Source organism: Pseudomonas sp. PB3P13 (assembly GCF_054897735.1).
On the sequence record NZ_CM142702.1, the window covers coordinates 3,161,062 to 3,179,365 of the forward strand.

The following is an 18,304-nucleotide window of genomic DNA, read 5'->3' on the forward strand; positions in this document are numbered from 1 at the left end:
GATACAGAGATCGAATTGCAGGCTGCGAAATGGGTCCGGAATGAAGTATTGTTGTCCCCATCCAAAATATGTCAGAAGCCTTGAACCGTTTCGGCGGTTGTTCAGTGATAGAGGGTGTCATGGGTAACGAAAGCATCAATTGGGACAAGCTGGGTTTTGACTACATCAAGACAGACAAGCGTTTCTTGTCGTACTGGCGTGACGGCGCCTGGGACGAAGGCACCCTGACCGAAGACAACGTGCTGCACATCAGTGAAGGCTCCACTGCCCTGCACTACGGTCAGCAATGCTTCGAGGGCATGAAAGCCTATCGTTGCAAGGACGGCTCGATCAACCTGTTCCGCCCCGACCAGAATGCCCTGCGCATGCAGCGCAGCTGTGCACGCCTGTTGATGCCGTTCGTGGAAACCGAACAGTTCATCAAAGCCTGCAAAGCGGTGGTTCGCGCCAACGAACGTTTCATTCCACCTTATGGCACTGGCGGTGCGCTGTACCTGCGTCCATTCGTGATCGGCGTGGGTGACAACATTGGCGTTCGCACTGCGCCTGAGTTCATCTTCTCGATTTTCTGCATTCCAGTCGGCGCCTACTTCAAGGGTGGCCTGACCCCGCATAACTTCCTGATCTCCAGCTTCGACCGTGCAGCCCCGCAAGGCACCGGCGCGGCCAAGGTCGGTGGCAACTATGCCGCCAGCCTGATGCCAGGTTCCCAGGCCAGGAAAGAGAATTTCGCTGACTGCATCTACCTGGACCCGATGACCCACTCGAAAATCGAAGAAGTCGGCTCGGCCAACTTCTTCGGGATCACCCACGACAACAAGTTCATCACGCCGAAGTCACCTTCGGTTCTGCCAGGCATCACCCGTCTGTCGTTGATCGAACTGGCCAGTTCCCGTCTCGGCATGGAAGTGATTGAAGGTGACGTGTTCATCGACAAGCTGTCGGACTTCAAGGAAGCCGGTGCCTGCGGTACCGCTGCCGTGATCAGCCCGATCGGCGGCATCCGCTACAACGATCACCTGCACGTGTTCCACAGCGAAACCGAAGTCGGCCCGATCACCCAGAAGCTCTACAAAGAGCTGACCGGTGTACAAACCGGCGACATCGAGGCGCCAGCAGGCTGGATCGTCAAGGTTTGACCTGACATCCGCTCCATTGAGGCCCTCCATTGCTGACGCGATGGGGGGCTTTTTCATGATCCCTGATTACGCTCCTGTTCGCCCAGAGCGATGCGCTTACCGCCCCTGCCTTTGATGCTGCTGGCTTGTCCGTCCTGCTGCTTGCCGGTGCGCGCCTGGGTGATCAGCCCGGGAATCAGTGCGCCCTCCGGCAAATTTTTCCAGAATCGTGTCGGCAAATGCCCTTGCATGACTTTCGGGTTCAGCCGCGCCGGATTGAAGATGTGGCTGTAATACGTCAGCCACATGTGTCCGTGTGGATCATCGACGTTCTTCGCCAGTTGCTGCCATTCAGGCGGGCATTGTCGCTGGTGGATCAACTGTTCACCGTCGTAAAACACCCCATCCCGCGGGGTCGCGATCAACCAGCGATGGCGCCCCATGCGTCCGATAAAATGTTCACTGGCGCTGTGGAGGATATCGTGCGCCGGCTCTTGCCAGGCGACGTACTGCGGCCCATCGCTCAGAGGCGTTGCCACGAAACGGACGAACGCGTGCAGATGATGAGCTTCACGCCGTACCTGCTTGATTCTGCGCTGCAACTCACTGCCCAGTTTGTCACCGGCCATCATCGCCGTGCGGTCACCATGACTGACCCGCCACAACACTTCGTACAGCAGACTCCAGCGTTGATCTCCTCGATAACGCGCGGCACTTTCCAGGGTCTCGAGCAACGTTCGAGGGATTCGCGCTTGAAATGGCCCCTTGCCGTCCGGGGGGGCGTCGTCGCTGGCGAACAGGTCAGCCACGCCCTCGCTGGCCCAGCTCACCTGACTGGGGTCGACCTCATGACTGAGCAGCCAGCGGGCTTGCTGGCGCCAGATGTCGAACAAATCGTCGCAGTCAAGGTTGATCATCCCCACAACCCCATCTGCTGCGGTTGCGGCCGATCGCGCAGTTGCTGATAAAGCAGGTGACTGGTCACTTCCGCCTGCTGCGGGTGGTAATCGCTGGTGATGAAAAACGGCTTTGCCTTGGCGAGCACACAGCGCATCCGCGCCAGATCCTCATAGCGGATGCGACGCTGTTGACGCAGCTCCAGCAGACGCTCGGTCGTGCGCAGGCCGATGCCGGGAATACGCGCAATCAAGGAGGCCTCCGCACGATTGAGATCCAGCGGAAACACCTCGCGATTCTCCAGCGCCCAGGCCAGTTTCGGATCGATGTCGAGCGCCAGATGCCCAGGTCCCTTGAACAATTCACCCGCCTTGAAGCCGTAACTGCGCAGTAGAAAATCAGCCTGATACAAACGGTGTTCGCGCATCAATGGCGGCGCAGCCAGTGGTACGCTTTTCGGACTGTTGGGAATCGGGCTGAACGCCGAGTAGTACACCCGGCGCAATTTGTAATTGCCGTACAACGCCTGCGCGCCGTGCAGGATCGTGCTGTCGTCAGTGTCATCGGCGCCGACAATCATTTGCGTGCTCTGCCCGGCCGGGGCGAACTTCGGCGAGCGCGGCTCGTTAAGCACGGTTTGTTCACCGGTGTAGATGGTCTGCATCGCTTGCTTGATCGAGCCCAGCTGTTTCTCCGGCGCCAGGGTTTGCAGGCTGGCATCGGTGGGCAACTCGATATTGACGCTGAGGCGGTCGGCATAACGCCCCGCTTCGGCAATCAGCGCCGGGTCCGCTTCCGGAATGGTCTTAAGGTGGATGTAGCCGCGAAATTCATGATCCTCGCGCAGCAATTTGGCCACACGGATCAACTGCTCCATGGTGTAGTCGGCCGAACGAATGATCCCGGAGCTGAGAAACAGCCCGCTGACGCAATTGCGTCGATAGAAATCCATGGTCAGCGTTACTACTTCTTCCGGCGTAAAACGTGCGCGAGGCACATCGCTGGAACGTCGATTGACGCAGTACTGACAGTCGTACAAACAGAAATTGGTCAGCAAAATTTTCAGCAGCGAAACGCATCGTCCGTCCGGCGTATAGCTATGGCAAATGCCCATGCCATTGGTCGAACCCAACCCGCTCTTGCTCTCGGAGCTGCGCTTGGGCGCGCCACTGCTGGCGCAGGACGCGTCGTACTTGGCGGCGTCGGCGAGAATGCTGAGCTTGTCGATGAGTTCCATAGGGCACGCCTTTACTGTGTGGATATACAGTAAATCGTCGGGCGTGTGGAAACAAGTCGCCGATTTACCCTTGGTCGGGTTGTGCGATTTCCACGGATATCCGAAGAACGTCAGAACCGAGTCATAACGACTACCTTCCGGGTTTTGTTGACTCTTTCACAACGAGTCAGAAAAACAACACCACTTCCCCAAGCCCCTGATTTACGGGGCCTCCTCCACTGGCGCGAATTTTGAGCTGGCAGTAGCGCGCTCAAAAGTTTTGATCGCAGCACTCACTCGGGTTGTTCAATCAAAAAGAGGACTTGCGGTATGCACAATGAATTTCTGGATTGCCTCGCCGTTGTGACCGGCGCCAGCTCTGGCATCGGCTTGGCCGTTACCCGGCAGTTGCTGGAACGAGGGTCGCGTGTGCTGGCAATGTCACGTCAGGCAGGGAGCTAAACAGTGAATCTCACGTACCACGATCCGTCGATTAGCCATGACGAAGCAATAATGCTGTTTGATAGCGGCCTGGAACAGAACATTGTCACCGCACTGATTTCCATCGGATTAAACGAGCAAGACAATGCTTGGGCTCAGAACGTTTGCCTGAAACATATGGAAAGCGGCACTCAGTCGGTCGCTGCGGCAGCTATCACCGCTCTCGGACATGTTGCCCGCAGATTTGGAGAGCTGGAAATGCAAGCTGTGATGGCCGCCTTGGATTCAGTGCAAGCAAAATACCCTGCGCTTGAAGCCACAGTTGGCGACACGCTCGACGACATTGAAATGTTCACCTGACTCGCTGAATCAGCACCAGACATCATTCTCCAATTGCAGATACCCCATCATTTCGCCCTAACAGCCAGGGTGGGGTTTACCACTTCAGGCTTTGTGGTGAGGGGGTTTGCTGCCGTTCGGCGGCGAAGTTGTCGCGAGACTTGCTGGCGAGTGTGCCTGAGAGAATGAGGGGCCGCTTCGCAGCCCAGCGGGGGCAAGCCCCCTCGCCACAGGCAAGCCCGCTCGCCACAGGCAAGCCCCCTCGCCACGGGCAAGCCCCTTCGCCACATGAGGTCTCCTCGCCACCCTGGTCTCTGGGTAGCATCCAACAACTCAATCATCCCGCGTCAGCACTTCCAGCAATTCAATCTCAAACACTAGATTCGAATTCGGCGCAATGGACCCCATTGTTCGCTCGCCATAACCCAGATGCGCCGGCACCTGCAGTTTGCGCTTGCCGCCAACCCGCATCCCCATGATTCCCAAATCCCAGCCCTTGATCACCCGACCCGTGCCGATCACGCACTGGAACGGTTTTCCCCGGCTGTAGGAAGAATCAAACTCGGTACCGTCTTCCAGCCATCCGCGATATTCGGTGGTGATCAGCGCGCCTTTGACGGCCGCTTTCCCCTCACCCCACTCCAGATCAATTATTTGCAGTTCGTCGTTCATGCGCCTCACTCGTCAACGGTCGCCCGGATGCAAAGGGCGCGGACGGGGGTTTTCGCAGAATTGGCCGCCAATGGCAATCCATGGAACCGAAAGCCTTCCGCCGGCTCACATGAATAACGACTCCGTACTCGGGTAAGGACGCTCTGATGACCGACTCACGACCGCTGCACAGTTTCATTCCACCCTACATTCTCAACCGAATCATCGCCCATGGTTCCGAGCGCCAGCGCTCCAGCGCAATCAGCACGCTCACCCACGTCCGTACGCTTCGACACATTCCCGCCCCGCCGCAACGCCCGCCGGCGCCCACCTTTCTGCCACCACGTGGACGACCCGGCCTGGCGCAACGCAGCATCCATGACGCGCAAGGCAAAATGCTTTTGCCCGGCATGCCGGCCCGATTCGAGGGCCAACCCGCCATAGGCGATCCGGCGGTTGACGAGGCCTACGACGCCTTGGGCGCCAGCTATGATTTTTTCTGGAAAGTATTCGCTCGCGACTCTATCGACAACCAGGGTTTTGCGCTGATCGGCAGCGTGCATTATGGCCAGGACTACGAAAACGCTTTCTGGAACGGCGCGCAGATGGTCTTTGGTGACGGCGATGGCGAGATTTTCGAGCGCTTCACTCGCTCACTGGATGTCATCGGCCACGAATTGACTCACGGCGTCATCGAAAGTGAAGCGGGTTTGGTTTACGCCAATCAATCCGGCGCCTTGAACGAGTCGATTTCAGACGTGTTCGGCGTGTTGATCAAGCAACACGTGCTGGGCCAGACCGCGGCACAGGCCGACTGGCTGATCGGCGCCGACCTGCTTACGCCGCGAATCAAAGGCACCGGTTTGCGCTCGATGTCGCATCCCGGCACCGCCTATGACGATCCGCTGCTGGGCAAGGATCCACAGCCGGACCACATGCGCGAATTCGTCATCACTCAAGAGGACAATGGCGGCGTGCACATCAATTCGGGCATTCCCAACCGCGCCTTTTATCTGGCGGCCGTGGCGCTGGGCGGATTTGCCTGGGAGAAAGCCGGACGCATCTGGTATGACACGTTGTGCGACAGACAGCTGTCCAGCGAGGCGACATTCGAACAATTCGCCTTGTTGACCGTGGCCCATGCACGCAGCAATTTTGGCGCTGACGGGGTTCAAGCCGTCGCTCAAGCCTGGACTGAAGTGGGCGTCAAACTGACTGAGGAGGGTGTATGAAAACCTTGCCGACGCTGGGCGATGAAGCCGTGGTGCGTCTTTCGCGCCAAGGCGGCTTTGCGCCGATCCATGCGCTGTCGCGCCCTCGCGAAATCGAATTCGCGCAATGCGACACCGATCAGCGCACGCGAATTTGCACGTTGCTGGAAGGTTGTCTGCCGCTGACGGAGGAGTCCTCCGGCCAGGGTGACCAACGCTTCTATCAAATCGAAGTGCGCTATCGCCTCAATGAGCAGGATGACCAGATGGTGCTGAAAGTGCCCGAGAACCAGGCGCCTGGAGAGTTGGTGCATCTGTGGGACAAGGGGGAAATGATCTGAAACCCGTGCTGGCCCTCCATGGCCAGCGCATCACCGATAGTCGGTCATTTTTTAACCGGGGTGATTTCCACGATCGTACCGTTGGTGGTCTTCACTCGCATGTACTTGCCGTTGTTCTCAACCCACTGCTCTTCTTTACCAGGGGCTTTCAGGCCTTTGGCCTTCCAGTTGATGGCCTTGTCGGCGCGCATGTAAATATCCGGGGCACGATCGTTTTCCACCAGCTCGCGGGTGTTGGTGGAGCTAGGCTGAACGGTTTTGTGTGGCTCATCTGCCTGAACGATCGAGCTGACACTGGCCATGCCCGCAACAAGGGCAAGGCTGGCAATAAGGGTCTTGTTGTTCATAGGTGAACCTCCGGTAATGATTTCATGACAGCACTCCGACTGCGGCGCTCACAAAACATTCCGTATTGTTGCGCGTAAATCCGCAACAAGCGCTCATTCATACAATCTTCCCTGTCTCAGGCTGACGTTCGCCGTCCCACGCTTTATCCTTGTCGCCCCCGCCGTATCGAGTTCTGGAGTTTCCCCATGCCCCATGAAGGCAACCTGTTGCAAGCCGCCGTCGTGTTCCTGTTGGCGGCAGTGCTCACCGTTCCTTTGGCCAAACGCCTGCAACTGGGGGCGGTGCTCGGGTATTTGTTTGCCGGCGTGATGATCGGCCCGTCAGTGCTGGGTCTGATCGGCAATCCGCAAAGCGTTAGCCACTTCTCGGAACTGGGGGTAGTTTTGCTGTTGTTCATTATCGGCCTTGAGCTGTCGCCGCGACGATTGTGGGTGATGCGCAGAGCAGTGTTCGGCGTTGGCCTGGCGCAGGTGCTGCTGACCGCCTCGGTGATCGGCGTTGTGGCGCTTTATGTGTTCGGGCAGGCACTGAACAGTGCCATCGTGTTGGGCTTGGGTCTGGCGCTCTCTTCTACCGCTTTTGGCCTGCAAAGCCTGGCTGAGCGCAAGGAACTGACCAGCCCTCACGGGCGGCTGGCCTTCGCGATTCTGTTGTTCCAGGACATCGCCGCGATCCCGTTGATCGCCATGGTGCCACTGCTGGCGGGCAGCGATCACACCACCAGCACTGCCCAAGACTTGAATCACGGGCTGCAAGTGCTGGGCAGCATCGCCGTAGTGGTGATTGGCGGCCGTTATCTGTTGCGCCCGGTGTTTCGTGTGGTGGCTAAAACCGGCTTGCCCGAAGTCTCCACGGCAACAGCATTGCTGGTGGTTATCGGCACGGCGTGGTTGATGGATCAGGTCGGCGTGTCCATGGCACTCGGGGCGTTCCTCGCCGGGTTGCTGCTGGCGGATTCCGAGTACCGTCACGAACTGGAAGCGCAAATCGAGCCGTTCAAGGGCCTGCTGCTGGGGCTTTTTTTCATCAGCGTCGGTATGAGCGCGAACTTGAGCTTGCTGCTCAGCGCGCCGTTTGTCGTGTTGGGGCTGACGCTGTTGCTGATCGCCATCAAGTTGCCGCTGTTGTTTGTGGTCGGACGACTGGCCGGTGGTCTGGGCAAGGTCAGCGCGATTCGCCTCGGCATCGTGCTCGCGGCGGGCGGCGAATTCGCCTTCGTCGTGTTCAAGATCGGCCGCGATCAGGGCTTGTTCGAACCGCGTCTTTACGATTTGCTGGTGCTGACGATTACCCTGTCCATGGCCGTTACGCCGTTGCTGCTGTTGGTGTGCGCGCGACTGGTCAGCCCGAAAGTGCAACCGGTAGTGGTTCCGGAGCAATTTCGCGAAATCGATACCGATGAGCCGCGGGTAGTGATTGCCGGGATGGGCCGGATGGGGCAGATCGTGGCGCGGATCCTGCGAGCGCAGAACATCAAGTTTGTCGCCCTTGATACGTCGGTGGAAACCATCGAGCTGTCGCGCAGTTTCGGCGGCGTGCCGGTGTTCTACGGCGACCCGATGCGCCCGGAGATTCTCAGCGCGGCCAAGGTCGAGCAGGCGGAATATTTCGTGATCGCCACGGACGACCCGCAAACCAATATCAAGACCGCCGAAGTGGTGCACCGTTTGTACCCGCACATCAAAATCATCGCCCGCGCCCGTAACCGTCAGCACGTGCATCGGCTGGTCGACCTGGGCGCCGAGGCAATTCGTGAGACGTATTATTCGAGCCTGGAAATGAGCCGGCGCACGCTGGTCGGACTGGGCCTGACCCAAGCGCAGGCCGACGCACGAATCAAGCGTTTCAAACACCACGATGAACAGGTGCTGGAAGCGCAACACGCGGTTTACGACGATGCGGCGAAGCTGCTGCAAACCGCCCAGGAAGCGCGGGCGGAACTGGCGAAGCTGTTTGAGTCGGATCAGCTGGAAGAGCAATCGGCGAGGAATCCATAATGGCTGCAGATCAACCCGCCCCTGCCCTCAAGGAAATCTTCAACGCCACCCGCCTTGAGCATATCGCCCGCGAAATGACCGCGGTCTATCCGGCGTTCAACGCCAAAGCATTCCTGGAAATGGCCAATGAAGGGCTCGCCGACCTGTCGATCATGCAGCGCATGGCCCGTGTCAGCGAGTCCTTGCATGCGGTATTGCCGCTGAATTACGAAGAGTCACTCGATGTGCTCTACGCTCTCGCTCCGCGCCTGAACAGCGGTTTTGTCAGCATTGCCTTGCCGCATTACGTCGCACTGTACGGCGGCCGTGACTTCGAGCGTTCAATGCAGGCGCTTGAATACTTCACCACGTTCGGCTCTGCCGAGTTTGCGATTCGGTATTTTTTGCGCAGCGATTTCGAACGCACCCTGGCGGTGATGCACGAATGGTCGCTGGACAAAAACGAGCATGTGCGACGGCTGGCCAGTGAAGGTTGCCGACCGCGTCTGCCGTGGTCGTTTCGTCTTGAGCGCATTCAGGCGGACCCGACGCTGGCTGCTGCGATCCTCGACTACCTCAAAACCGACGAAAGCCTGTACGTGCGCAAGTCTGTGGCCAATCATCTGAATGACATCACCAAGGACCATCCCGAGTGGGTACTCGACCTTATCGAAGGCTGGTCACTGGAGAATCGGCACACCGCGTGGATCGCCAAACATGCGCTGCGCAGCCTGATCAAGCAGGGCAATAACCGCGCGCTGGCTATCATCGGCGCGGGTGGCAAGCCTGAGGTCGAGATCATTGACGCGAAAGTTGCACCCGCCGTTGTCAGGCTCGGGGAGAAAATCACCCTGTCCTTTACCGTGAAATCGACCATCGAAGACAGTCAGCGGCTGGTGATTGACTACGCGATCGATTACGTCAAAGCCAACGGCGGTACTTCGGCGAAGGTGTTCAAGCTCAAAGCCCTGACACTGCCCGGCATGGCCCGCGAATTCGTGGCTCGCAGCCAGCAGATCAAAGAACTCACCACCCGCAAGCATTACGCCGGACGCCACGCCGTGCACATCCTGGCCAACGGGGAACGGGTGGCCAGCAGTGAATTTGAAATATTGCCTTGATGCAGAGGCGATCAGACTCGCCCGCGGTGTCAGTCACTTTTGTCATCGCCTGAGCCACCGCCCTCGCGGGCAAGCTTTGCTCCTACGGCGCTGGCATTCCCAATAGCAGGCTTTGCTCACGTTCGCACAATTGCAACACGTGATCCCACACCACGCGCAACCGCACGGATTTGTGCAGTTCGCGTCGGGTGCTGATCCAATAACTGCGCTCGATGCTGTCCTCGGGCAATAAAGGCACCAGGTCCGGATCGGCGCTGGCCATGTAGCACGGCAGCACCGCAATCCCCAGCCCGGAGCGCGCGGCCTGTTGCTGGGCGATGACGCTGGTGCTGTGGAATACCACCTGAGGATTGCGGCAGAAGCCATTGAGGAACATCAGCTCCTGACTGAATAACAAGTCGTCGACGTAGCCAATCCACGCGTGCCTTGCAAGGTCTTCGCGGCTGCGCAAAGGCGGCGAGCGGTCCAGATACGCCTTGCTCGCATACAACGCCAGACGATAATCCGTGAGTTTGCGCGTGACCAGCATGTCGGCAGCCGGGCGCTCCAGATGGATGCTGATCTCGGCCTCGCGGTTGAGAATGCTGACAAAACGCGGCACCGCCACCAATTCCACTTCCAGCCCCGGGTAACGCTCGAACAAGGCATTCATGCGACTGGCGAGGAACATGATGCCCAGCCCCTCCGTCACGCCGACGCGAATCTTGCCCAGCGGCGCCGTCGACTGAGTGATTTCTTCTTCAGCCAGCAGCGCCACATTCTCCATCGCCTGCGCGTGCTTGAGCAGTGCCTCCCCGGCCGGAGTCAGCTCATAGCCTTGCGCGTGCTGAACAAACAACGCGGTGCCGAGACTCTTTTCGATGGCTTCGATATGCCGGGCCACGGTGGCATGCGTGGTGTTCAGACGTCGCGCAGCGGTGAGCAAGCGGCCGCTGCGCTGCAACTCCAGAAAGAACCTCAGATCATTCCAGTCGAACATGGACCTTCCTTGACATGGGAGCTGTTCAGAAACGCACAGCGGCTGCGCAAAAACTAACATTCTTTAAACGAAAGCTAACAACTAGGATGACTGACAACAAGAACAACAACATGAGGTCAGAATGCAGACTTCCCTCGAGGACTTCGACTACATCGTGGTCGGCGCCGGGCCGGCCGGGTGTCTGCTGGCCAATCGACTGTCGGCCGCGCCTCAAAACCGTGTCTTGCTGCTCGAAGCAGGCGGCCGCGACAATTATGCGTGGGTTCATATTCCGGTGGGGTACCTGTACTGCATCGGCAACCCGCGCACCGACTGGTGCTTCAAAACCGACGCACAACCGGGCCTGCAGGGTCGTGCCCTGAGTTATCCGCGGGGCAAAGTGCTGGGCGGTTGCTCATCGATCAACGGCATGATCTACATGCGCGGCCAGGCCGCCGATTACGACAACTGGGCCGCCGATGGCAATCCGGGCTGGGCCTGGAACGACGTACTGCCGCTGTTCATGAAAAGCGAAAATCACTTTGCCGGCGACTCGCCATTCCACAGTGCTGCCGGGGAATGGCGCGTGGAACGCCAACGTCTGTCATGGCCGATCCTCGATGCCTTTCGCAGCGCGGCCGAGCAAACCGGCATCGCCAGCGTCGATGATTTCAATCTGGGCGACAACGAAGGCTGCGGGTATTTTCAGGTCAATCAAAAAACCGGGATTCGCTGGAACGCTGCGAAGGCCTTTCTCAAACCGGTCCGCCAGCGGCCTAACCTGACCGTGTTGACCGGTGTCGAAGTCGATCGCGTGTTACTGGACAACGGCCGTGCATCAGCCGTCAAGGCACAGTGGCAAGGCCAGGCGAAAACCTTCAAGGCGCGCAAGGAAATCATCCTGTGCGCCGGCTCCGTCGGTTCGCCGGGCATCCTGCAACGCTCCGGGATTGGCCCGCGCCCGCTGCTGGAAAAACTCGGTATCGGTATCGCACGGGACTTGCCGGGAGTCGGTGGAAATCTGCAGGACCACCTGCAATTGCGCCTGATCTACAAACTGGAAAACGCACGCACCCTGAATCAGATCGCCGGCAGCCTGTGGGGCAAGATGGGCATGGGTCTGCGTTATCTTTACGATCGCAGCGGCCCGCTGTCGATGGCGCCGAGTCAACTCGGGGCGTTCGCCCGGTCGGGACCGGAACAGGCCACGGCCAATCTCGAATTCCACGTGCAGCCCTTGTCGCTGGAACGCTTCGGCGAGCCGTTGCACACCTTCCCAGCCTTCACAGCGTCGGTGTGTGATCTGCGCCCGCAAAGCCGTGGACGCATCGATATCCGTTCGGCCGACCCGCAAGAGGCACCCTCGATTCAACCCGATTATTTGAGCCATCCGGAAGATCTGCGCGTTGCTGCCGACGCCATTCGCCTGACCCGGCGCATTGTTGCTGCGCCGGCCCTGCGCGCATTCAAACCGGTCGAGTATTTGCCCGGCGACAGTTTGCAGACCGAGCAAGAGTTGCACGAAGCCGCCGCGCGCATCGGTACGACGATTTTTCATCCGGTGGGCACGTGCCGCATGGGCAACGACGGGCAATCGGTGGTCGACGCGCAACTCAGGGTTCACGGCATCCCCGGCTTGCGCGTCGCCGACGCCTCGATCATGCCGCGCATTATCTCGGGCAACACCTGTTCGCCTACGCTGATGATTGCCGAAAAAGCAGCGCAACTGATTCTGGAGCCTTCGACTCTGGGCCTCTCCCCGGTGGGAGCGAGCTTGCTCGCGAAGGCGGTACTACCCGCCACATAGAGGTCGACTGGCTCACCGCTTTTGTCGGAGTGCCGCCCAGAGCAGACTCGTTCCCACCAAGGATCGGGCCAGGCTCACGGACGTTGAAACACCGCTACAAGGACTACGCAACACCAGTGGAACAACAAAAACAATCACTGTGAGGGATACCGTTATGTCAGAACATGTTCAATCTCTGGATGCCGTGCCCGGTGCGATGACCAGCCCGGATACGCGAAAAGTCATCTTTGCCTCATCGCTCGGAACGGTCTTCGAGTGGTACGACTTTTTCCTGTATGGCGCCCTCGCGGCGGTCATCAGCAAACAGTTTTTTGCCGGGGTCAATGACACCACGGCGTTCATATTCGCCTTGATGGCATTCGCCGCCGGCTTCATCGTGCGCCCATTCGGCGCGCTGGTGTTCGGCCGCCTGGGGGACATGATCGGGCGCAAATACACGTTCCTCGCCACGATCATCCTCATGGGTGTGGCGACATTCTGTGTCGGCTTGCTACCGACCTACGCAAGCATCGGCATCGCTGCGCCGATCATCCTCGTGGTGCTGCGCATGCTCCAGGGGCTGGCGCTGGGCGGCGAATACGGTGGTGCCGCGACCTATGTGGCGGAGCACGCGCCGATGGGTAAACGGGGCTTTCATACCAGCTGGATTCAATCGACGGCGACCCTCGGTCTGTTGCTCTCGCTGCTGGTGGTGCTGGGTTGCCGCTACTTCACCGGCGATCAGTTTGAAGTCTGGGGCTGGCGCCTGCCGTTCCTGTTTTCCATCGTTTTGCTGGGCATCTCGACCTGGATCCGCCTGAGCCTGCACGAATCGCCCGCCTTCGTAAAAATGAAAGAAGAAGGCAAAGTCTCGAAATCGCCGCTGCGTGATTCCTTCGGAAAATGGGACAACCTCAAGGTGGTGCTGATCGCCCTGTTCAGCATCAACGCCGGGCAAGCGGTGACGTTTTATGCCGCGCAGTTTTATGTGCTGTTCTTCCTCACGCAGTTCCTGCGGATGGACCCGGCGCTGGCCAACAGTTTGCTGATCGTCAGCGTGATGATTGGCGCGCCGTTCTTCATCTTCTTCGGCTGGCTGTCGGACAAGGTCGGACGCAAGCCGATCCTGATGATCGGCCTGTTGCTGGCGACCGCGCTGTACTTCCCGATCTTCAAGACGCTGGCTCATTACGCCAACCCCGCCATCGATCAGGCCAGCCGTCAGGCACCGATTACTGTTCTGGCCGATCCGGCAACCTGCACCTTTCAGTTCGATCCGGTGGGCAAGGCGAAATTCGACAGCCCGTGCGACAAAGTCAAGACCTTCCTGGTCAAACAGGGCCTGCCCTACTCCAGCGCTGTCGCCCCGGCGGGCAGTGGCGTGCAGGTCAGCATCGGCGATGTGAAAATCGACGGCTACGACGAATCGGCCCTGCGCGGCGCGGTGACCCTGGCGGGCTATCCATCGCAGGCTGATGCGCAGTCGATCAACAAGCCGATGATCGTGGCGCTGATTGTCGCGCTGATCATCATCTCCGCGATGTGCTACGGGCCGCTGGCAGCACTGATGGTCGAGCTGTTCCCGACGCGAATCCGGTACACCTCGATGTCGCTGCCGTATCACATCGGCAATGGCTGGTTTGGCGGTTTTTTGCCGACGGTGTCGTTCGCTTTGGTGGTGTACACCGGGGATATTTTCTATGGGCTTTGGTATCCGGTGGTGATTACCGGCGTGAGCCTGGTGGTGGGGATGGTTTGCTTGCGAGAGACCAGGAACGTGGACCTGGATACCAACTGACCGGTCTGGATGGGTCGGATTGCAGTGGCGGGCTTTGATTTGGTGGGGCTTACATATCCGTTGCTGCGGTTAGGGCTGCTACAGGTTTCGCCCGTCGTACGCGTAACCTGGAGCCGAGCTTGCTCGCGATGGCTTTGTCTTGGGCGACTTCTGTTTTTAGGGTGTACATATCCGTTGCTGCGGTTGGGGCTGCTATTGGTTTCGCCCTGACGGCGGGGACTGTCAGAAATTTTGTGTTCGGGCATAACATGAGCAAGAGGTGCATGTATGCCAACCAAAAAGAAACCCGCGTTGCGAGAATTACCAAAAATACCGAAAGAGCTGCTCGAGCAGTTTGCTGACGGGCCGATGACCGCTGAAGCCATCGAGGATGCGTCTGCGGCGTTCAAGAAGGCTCTGATCGAGCGCGCCTTGAACGCCGAACTCGGCCATCATCTGGGCTATCCGCCGGGCGCGCAGCGCCCCGAGGATGAAACCAACCAGCGCAATGGTAAAAGCGCTAAGACGGTTCTGACCGGTGACGGCCCGCTGCGGCTGGATATTCCCCGCGACCGAGACGGTAGTTTTTCACCCATTCTGATTCCGAAACACGAGCGGCGGTACACCGGCTTCGACGACAAGATCATCGCCATGTATGCCCGTGGAATGACTGTCCGGGAAATCCGTGCATTTCTCTCCGAGCAATATGGGACGGATGTCTCGCCTGACTTCATCAGCTCTGTCACCAGCGAAGTCATGGACGAAATCACTTCGTGGCAACAGCGGCCTTTAGAACCGATGTACCCGGTCATTTTCTTTGATGCCCTGCGCGTCAAAATCCGTGAAGAGGGCTTGGTGCGCAACAAGGCAATCTATTTGGCATTAGGGGTTTTGCCCGATGGAACGCGCGATATTCTGGGGATCTGGATCGAGAACACTGAGGGTGCAAAGTTCTGGATGAAGGTTTTCAACGACCTCAAGACACGCGGCGTCGGTGATGTGCTGATCGCTGTAACAGACGGCCTAAAAGGCATGCCAGAAGCCTTGAGCGCGGTGTTTCCGGCGACGACGTTGCAAACCTGCATCGTTCATCTGATCCGCAATAGCCTTGATTACGCGGCGTGGGATAAGCGCCGGGAACTGGCCAAAGCGCTCAAGCCGGTCTATCAGGCAGTCACCGCCGAAGCGGCCGAACAGGCGCTGGATGCTTTTGAAAACGGTCCATGGGGCAAGCAGTATCCGACGGTAGTGGCAGCCTGGCGGCGCGCTTGGGATCGAGTAATTCCATTCTTCGTCTTCCCGCCCGCCATTCGAAAAGTGATCTACACAACCAACGCAATCGAGAGCATCAACGCTCAGCTACGCAAGATCATCAAGACCCGCGGGCACTTCCCAACCGACGATGCGGCAACCAAGCTGATCTGGCTGGCACTACAAAACATCACCGCCAATTGGGGCAGCGCGGCGCACGACTGGAAGAGTGCAATGAATCAATTTGCAATTCTGTACGGAGACAGATTTATCAGGCCGACCTGGTAAAAATACGGCCTGCCTGACGGCAGGCCATTACCGGCCCGCACACAAAAAATCTGATACTCCCTGACGGCGAGTCACTTTGGAAAAGAGCCCCAAAGTAACCAAAAGGCTCTTGCCCCTCCATTCGGTGCCTCGCTGTGGCTCGGCATGCCCTCGCTCCGGCATTGCTCCGGGGGCCCGTCGCCATCGGCCATCCATGGCCGGGGGCGACTACCGCGGCATCCTTGCCGCGGTGCCCCCTGCGCAACGCCTGCGTTCGGCCTCTGGGAAAGGGGCCGGTGGATCAAGATCAAGATCTGAAGCAAAGCAAAGCGCTTCGCCTGCCGCGCAGGATTCCAACTCGACACATCACCTGTAGCAGCCTGCTACAACGTTCGCAGCGCTCCCTGGAAGTCATGAACACGCATACCCGCCCGAGTCAAGTCGGCTATCAGGCCGTCTCGGCGGCTGTGGTTGTTAGCGCCACCTCGGGAGGCTGAGCGCAGGTTCTTCAACCACAGCAACGAATATGTACACCAACAAAACCTGACAGCCCCAGACAGAGCCATCGCCGGCAGGCCAGCTCCCACAATGAACCGCATACATCCTTAGAAATCCGGCCGAATCCAGACAAGCTTTGCTCACACAGGCCTGGCAAGCATCCACACTCTCACACAATTCAAGGCCAACAGAATTACCGCAAACCCAAGCCATTTTCGCTACTCTGACCCAACGCAACCGCCCCGCCACTTACCCGACCGAGGCACCATGATCATCTCATCCGCATCCGACTACCGCGAGGCAGCACGCCGCAAACTCCCGCGATTCCTCTTCGACTACATCGACGGAGGCGCTTACGCCGAACACACCCTCAGGGCCAACAGCGCCGACCTCTCCGGTATCAGCCTACGCCAGCGGATCCTCAAAAACGTCGAAACCCTCAGTCTTGCAACCACCCTCTTCGGCCAGACGCAGTCAATGCCTGTGATCCTCGCGCCGGTCGGCCTGACGGGCATGTTTGCCCGCCGTGGCGAAGTGCAGGCGGTCAGAGCGGCCGAGAAAAAAGGCATCCCGTTGTGCCTGTCCACGGTGTCGGTGTGTTCGATCGAAGAAGTAGTGGCGCAAACCGAGCAAAACATCTGGTTCCAGCTGTACGTGCTGAAAGACCGCGGCTTTATGAAAAACGCGCTGGAACGGGCAAAAGCCGCCGGCGTCAAAAACCTCGTGTTTACCGTCGACATGCCTACACCCGGCGCTCGATATCGCGACGCACACTCGGGCATGTCCGGCCGTTTCGCCTCGTCGCGGCGCTTGTTGCAGGCCATGACCAAACCTCAGTGGGCCTTCGACGTCGGTCTCCTGGGACGTCCGCACGACCTGGGCAACATATCGAAATATCTCGGCAAAGCCGTCACCCTTGAAGACTACATGGGCTGGCTGGCCAACAACTTCGACCCGTCGATCAGCTGGAGCGATCTGGAGTGGATTCGTGACTTCTGGCAGGGCCCGATGATCATCAAAGGCATCCTCGATCCGCAGGATGCTCGCGATGCCGTCAGCTTCGGCGCGGATGGCATTGTGGTGTCGAACCACGGCGGGAGGCAGCTGGACGGCGTGCTCTCCACCACCAAGGCGTTACCGCCGATCGTGCAAGCGGTCGGCGACGATCTCACGGTACTGGTCGATTCGGGCATACGCTCGGGGCTCGACGTCGTGCGGATGCTGGCGCTAGGCGCAAAAGGTGTGTTGCTCGGGCGCTCCATGGCTTACGCGCTGGCAGCTGATGGCCAGCGCGGTGTGGAAAACCTGCTGGACATCTTCGCCAGGGAAATGCGCGTGGCGATGACCCTGACCGGGGTGACGTCGATTGCGCAGATTGATGAATCGACGCTGGTGAGCGCGGCCCGGTGAGCGAAACACCCCCGCAAAAAACGCCGCGCACATGCACGGCGATGGGCGCTGGCATTCACTTTAGAAACTCGCTTTGACCGACAGCTCATTCCACGTCTTTGAGCATTTCGAATGTCACCTGATCGGGATAGAACGCCACATACTTCCTGATCTGCTCGACCGAGACTTTGGGATCCTCGTAAGACCACACCGCATTGGCGCCCTCGTGCCCGGGGACCTGCAGGCTGTAATAACTCGCGTCGCCCTTGTAGGGGCAATAACTGGTGTGGTCGGTACGGACGAAATATTCCTCGGCGATGTCTTCGCGCGGCACGTAATAGACGGGTGGATAATTGGCTTCCAGCAGCACCAGCGCACGGGTGGACGCGGCGACCTGAATACCGTGGAATTTCACCAACAGACAGCCTGGTTGTTCGGCAATGGTGATGACAGGACTGGGACCGGTGCTTTTCATGACAGGCGTTCCTCGAGACGATAAACCTGTGGGAGGCTGCAATGCGGGACCGACGTGCCCGCGACGGCGCGCGAAGAAGCGGCCACAAAAAGTGAGACCGCGTTACATCAGGTATAACGCAAATTTTTCTGTCCCGACCGTCTCACAGCCCAACGGGATTCCGCCAGCGGCAAACCGGCGCAACAGCTTTGCTGTACATCCATACAGATAAAGATTGCTCCGGCGCTCATCAACGGCCATTCTG

General features: G+C 58.9%; 16 protein-coding genes and 1 pseudogene. 11 read left to right on the forward strand and 6 right to left on the reverse strand.

The window, feature by feature from the left end:
* The first annotated feature begins 119 nt into the window (after window positions 1-119).
* The gene (locus ACYZT1_RS14490) at window positions 120-1,139 is read left to right on the forward strand and encodes a branched-chain amino acid aminotransferase (RefSeq protein WP_462015401.1); all 1,020 of its coding nucleotides are present in this window, start codon (window positions 120-122) and stop codon (window positions 1,137-1,139) included.
* 53 nt (window positions 1,140-1,192) lie between these two features.
* On the opposite strand, the gene ACYZT1_RS14495 is transcribed toward ACYZT1_RS14490, so the two are convergent.
* Together ACYZT1_RS14495 and ACYZT1_RS14500 are read right to left on the reverse strand one after the other, a co-directional pair.
* Complete coding sequence (locus ACYZT1_RS14495) at window positions 1,193-2,035, reverse strand: TIGR03915 family putative DNA repair protein (RefSeq protein WP_462015402.1); 843 nt, start codon at window positions 2,033-2,035, stop codon at window positions 1,193-1,195.
* Window positions 2,032-3,252 (reverse strand): putative DNA modification/repair radical SAM protein, encoded by a 1,221-nt coding sequence (locus ACYZT1_RS14500; RefSeq protein ID WP_462015403.1) that lies wholly within the window; start codon window positions 3,250-3,252, stop codon window positions 2,032-2,034. Before ACYZT1_RS14500 ends, ACYZT1_RS14495 begins: the two co-directional genes overlap by 4 nt.
* A gap of 309 nt (window positions 3,253-3,561) precedes the next feature.
* On the opposite strand from ACYZT1_RS14500, the pseudogene ACYZT1_RS14505 reads away from it, so the two are divergent.
* Both ACYZT1_RS14505 and ACYZT1_RS14510 read left to right on the forward strand, forming a co-directional pair.
* Window positions 3,562-3,687, forward strand: a pseudogene (locus tag ACYZT1_RS14505) (SDR family NAD(P)-dependent oxidoreductase); the annotation flags it as partial.
* A gap of 9 nt (window positions 3,688-3,696) precedes the next feature.
* Window positions 3,697-4,032, forward strand: a complete 336-nt coding sequence (locus ACYZT1_RS14510) for a hypothetical protein (RefSeq protein WP_462015404.1) — start codon at window positions 3,697-3,699, stop codon at window positions 4,030-4,032.
* A 312-nt stretch (window positions 4,033-4,344) separates the two neighbouring features.
* Here ACYZT1_RS14510 and ACYZT1_RS14515 read toward each other — a convergent pair whose 3' ends face one another.
* The gene (locus ACYZT1_RS14515; protein ID WP_462015405.1) at window positions 4,345-4,683 is read right to left on the reverse strand and encodes an FKBP-type peptidyl-prolyl cis-trans isomerase; all 339 of its coding nucleotides are present in this window, start codon (window positions 4,681-4,683) and stop codon (window positions 4,345-4,347) included.
* A gap of 146 nt (window positions 4,684-4,829) precedes the next feature.
* Here ACYZT1_RS14515 and ACYZT1_RS14520 point away from each other — a divergent pair, with 146 nt between their 5' ends.
* Together ACYZT1_RS14520 and ACYZT1_RS14525 are read left to right on the forward strand one after the other, a co-directional pair.
* Entirely contained in the window at window positions 4,830-5,894 is a 1,065-nt protein-coding gene (locus tag ACYZT1_RS14520) for a M4 family metallopeptidase (RefSeq protein WP_462015406.1), read from the forward strand.
* Window positions 5,891-6,214, forward strand: coding sequence for a protealysin inhibitor emfourin (locus tag ACYZT1_RS14525; RefSeq protein ID WP_462015407.1), 324 nt, complete (start codon window positions 5,891-5,893; stop codon window positions 6,212-6,214). Before ACYZT1_RS14520 ends, ACYZT1_RS14525 begins: the two co-directional genes overlap by 4 nt.
* A gap of 44 nt (window positions 6,215-6,258) precedes the next feature.
* Here ACYZT1_RS14525 and ACYZT1_RS14530 read toward each other — a convergent pair whose 3' ends face one another.
* Window positions 6,259-6,561, reverse strand: coding sequence for an RcnB family protein (locus tag ACYZT1_RS14530; RefSeq protein WP_462015408.1), 303 nt, complete (start codon window positions 6,559-6,561; stop codon window positions 6,259-6,261).
* Between the two features lie 186 nt (window positions 6,562-6,747).
* On the opposite strand from ACYZT1_RS14530, the gene ACYZT1_RS14535 reads away from it, so the two are divergent.
* Together ACYZT1_RS14535 and ACYZT1_RS14540 are read left to right on the forward strand one after the other, a co-directional pair.
* Complete coding sequence (locus ACYZT1_RS14535) at window positions 6,748-8,559, forward strand: monovalent cation:proton antiporter-2 (CPA2) family protein (protein WP_462015409.1); 1,812 nt, start codon at window positions 6,748-6,750, stop codon at window positions 8,557-8,559.
* Window positions 8,559-9,659: a DNA alkylation repair protein gene (locus ACYZT1_RS14540; RefSeq protein WP_462015410.1), complete on the forward strand. Its 1,101-nt coding sequence runs from the start codon at window positions 8,559-8,561 to the stop codon at window positions 9,657-9,659. Before ACYZT1_RS14535 ends, ACYZT1_RS14540 begins: the two co-directional genes overlap by 1 nt.
* 82 nt (window positions 9,660-9,741) lie before the next feature.
* On the opposite strand, the gene ACYZT1_RS14545 is transcribed toward ACYZT1_RS14540, so the two are convergent.
* Entirely contained in the window at window positions 9,742-10,638 is an 897-nt protein-coding gene (locus ACYZT1_RS14545) for a LysR family transcriptional regulator (protein WP_462015411.1), read from the reverse strand.
* A 121-nt stretch (window positions 10,639-10,759) separates the two neighbouring features.
* On the opposite strand from ACYZT1_RS14545, the gene ACYZT1_RS14550 reads away from it, so the two are divergent.
* The 4 genes from ACYZT1_RS14550 (at window position 10,760) to lldD (ending at window position 17,606) form a co-directional block, all read left to right on the forward strand.
* Window positions 10,760-12,424 carry a GMC family oxidoreductase gene (locus ACYZT1_RS14550; RefSeq protein WP_462015412.1) on the forward strand — a complete coding sequence of 555 codons (1,665 nt, stop codon included), beginning with the start codon at window positions 10,760-10,762 and terminating at the stop codon, window positions 12,422-12,424.
* 154 nt (window positions 12,425-12,578) lie between these two features.
* The gene (locus ACYZT1_RS14555; RefSeq protein WP_462015413.1) at window positions 12,579-14,201 is read left to right on the forward strand and encodes an MFS transporter; all 1,623 of its coding nucleotides are present in this window, start codon (window positions 12,579-12,581) and stop codon (window positions 14,199-14,201) included.
* 267 nt (window positions 14,202-14,468) lie between these two features.
* A complete protein-coding gene (locus ACYZT1_RS14560; protein ID WP_462015414.1) occupies window positions 14,469-15,719 on the forward strand; it encodes an IS256 family transposase in 1,251 nt (416 codons plus the stop codon).
* A gap of 744 nt (window positions 15,720-16,463) precedes the next feature.
* Window positions 16,464-17,606 carry an FMN-dependent L-lactate dehydrogenase LldD gene (gene lldD / locus ACYZT1_RS14565; protein ID WP_462015415.1) on the forward strand — a complete coding sequence of 381 codons (1,143 nt, stop codon included), beginning with the start codon at window positions 16,464-16,466 and terminating at the stop codon, window positions 17,604-17,606.
* An 85-nt stretch (window positions 17,607-17,691) separates the two neighbouring features.
* Here lldD and ACYZT1_RS14570 read toward each other — a convergent pair whose 3' ends face one another.
* On the reverse strand, window positions 17,692-18,060 hold the full coding sequence (locus ACYZT1_RS14570; RefSeq protein ID WP_462015416.1) for a DUF427 domain-containing protein: 369 nt from the start codon (window positions 18,058-18,060) through the stop codon (window positions 17,692-17,694).
* Window positions 18,061-18,304 lie beyond the last annotated feature (244 nt).

Bases quoted from the DNA above. Each gene is read 5' to 3' on its own strand.
- ACYZT1_RS14490 (WP_462015401.1), top strand. From the start codon at position 120: ATGGGTAACGAAAGCATCAATTGGGACAAGCTGGGTTTTGACTACATC.
- ACYZT1_RS14495 (WP_462015402.1), bottom strand. From the start codon at position 2,035: ATGATCAACCTTGACTGCGACGATTTGTTCGACATCTGGCGCCAGCAA.
- ACYZT1_RS14500 (WP_462015403.1), bottom strand. From the start codon at position 3,252: ATGGAACTCATCGACAAGCTCAGCATTCTCGCCGACGCCGCCAAGTAC.
- ACYZT1_RS14515 (WP_462015405.1), bottom strand. From the start codon at position 4,683: ATGAACGACGAACTGCAAATAATTGATCTGGAGTGGGGTGAGGGGAAA.
- ACYZT1_RS14520 (WP_462015406.1), top strand. From the start codon at position 4,830: ATGACCGACTCACGACCGCTGCACAGTTTCATTCCACCCTACATTCTC.
- ACYZT1_RS14525 (WP_462015407.1), top strand. From the start codon at position 5,891: ATGAAAACCTTGCCGACGCTGGGCGATGAAGCCGTGGTGCGTCTTTCG.
- ACYZT1_RS14530 (WP_462015408.1), bottom strand. From the start codon at position 6,561: ATGAACAACAAGACCCTTATTGCCAGCCTTGCCCTTGTTGCGGGCATG.
- ACYZT1_RS14535 (WP_462015409.1), top strand. From the start codon at position 6,748: ATGCCCCATGAAGGCAACCTGTTGCAAGCCGCCGTCGTGTTCCTGTTG.
- ACYZT1_RS14540 (WP_462015410.1), top strand. From the start codon at position 8,559: ATGGCTGCAGATCAACCCGCCCCTGCCCTCAAGGAAATCTTCAACGCC.
- ACYZT1_RS14545 (WP_462015411.1), bottom strand. From the start codon at position 10,638: ATGTTCGACTGGAATGATCTGAGGTTCTTTCTGGAGTTGCAGCGCAGC.
- ACYZT1_RS14550 (WP_462015412.1), top strand. From the start codon at position 10,760: ATGCAGACTTCCCTCGAGGACTTCGACTACATCGTGGTCGGCGCCGGG.
- ACYZT1_RS14555 (WP_462015413.1), top strand. From the start codon at position 12,579: ATGTCAGAACATGTTCAATCTCTGGATGCCGTGCCCGGTGCGATGACC.
- ACYZT1_RS14560 (WP_462015414.1), top strand. From the start codon at position 14,469: ATGCCAACCAAAAAGAAACCCGCGTTGCGAGAATTACCAAAAATACCG.
- lldD (WP_462015415.1), top strand. From the start codon at position 16,464: ATGATCATCTCATCCGCATCCGACTACCGCGAGGCAGCACGCCGCAAA.
- ACYZT1_RS14570 (WP_462015416.1), bottom strand. From the start codon at position 18,060: ATGAAAAGCACCGGTCCCAGTCCTGTCATCACCATTGCCGAACAACCA.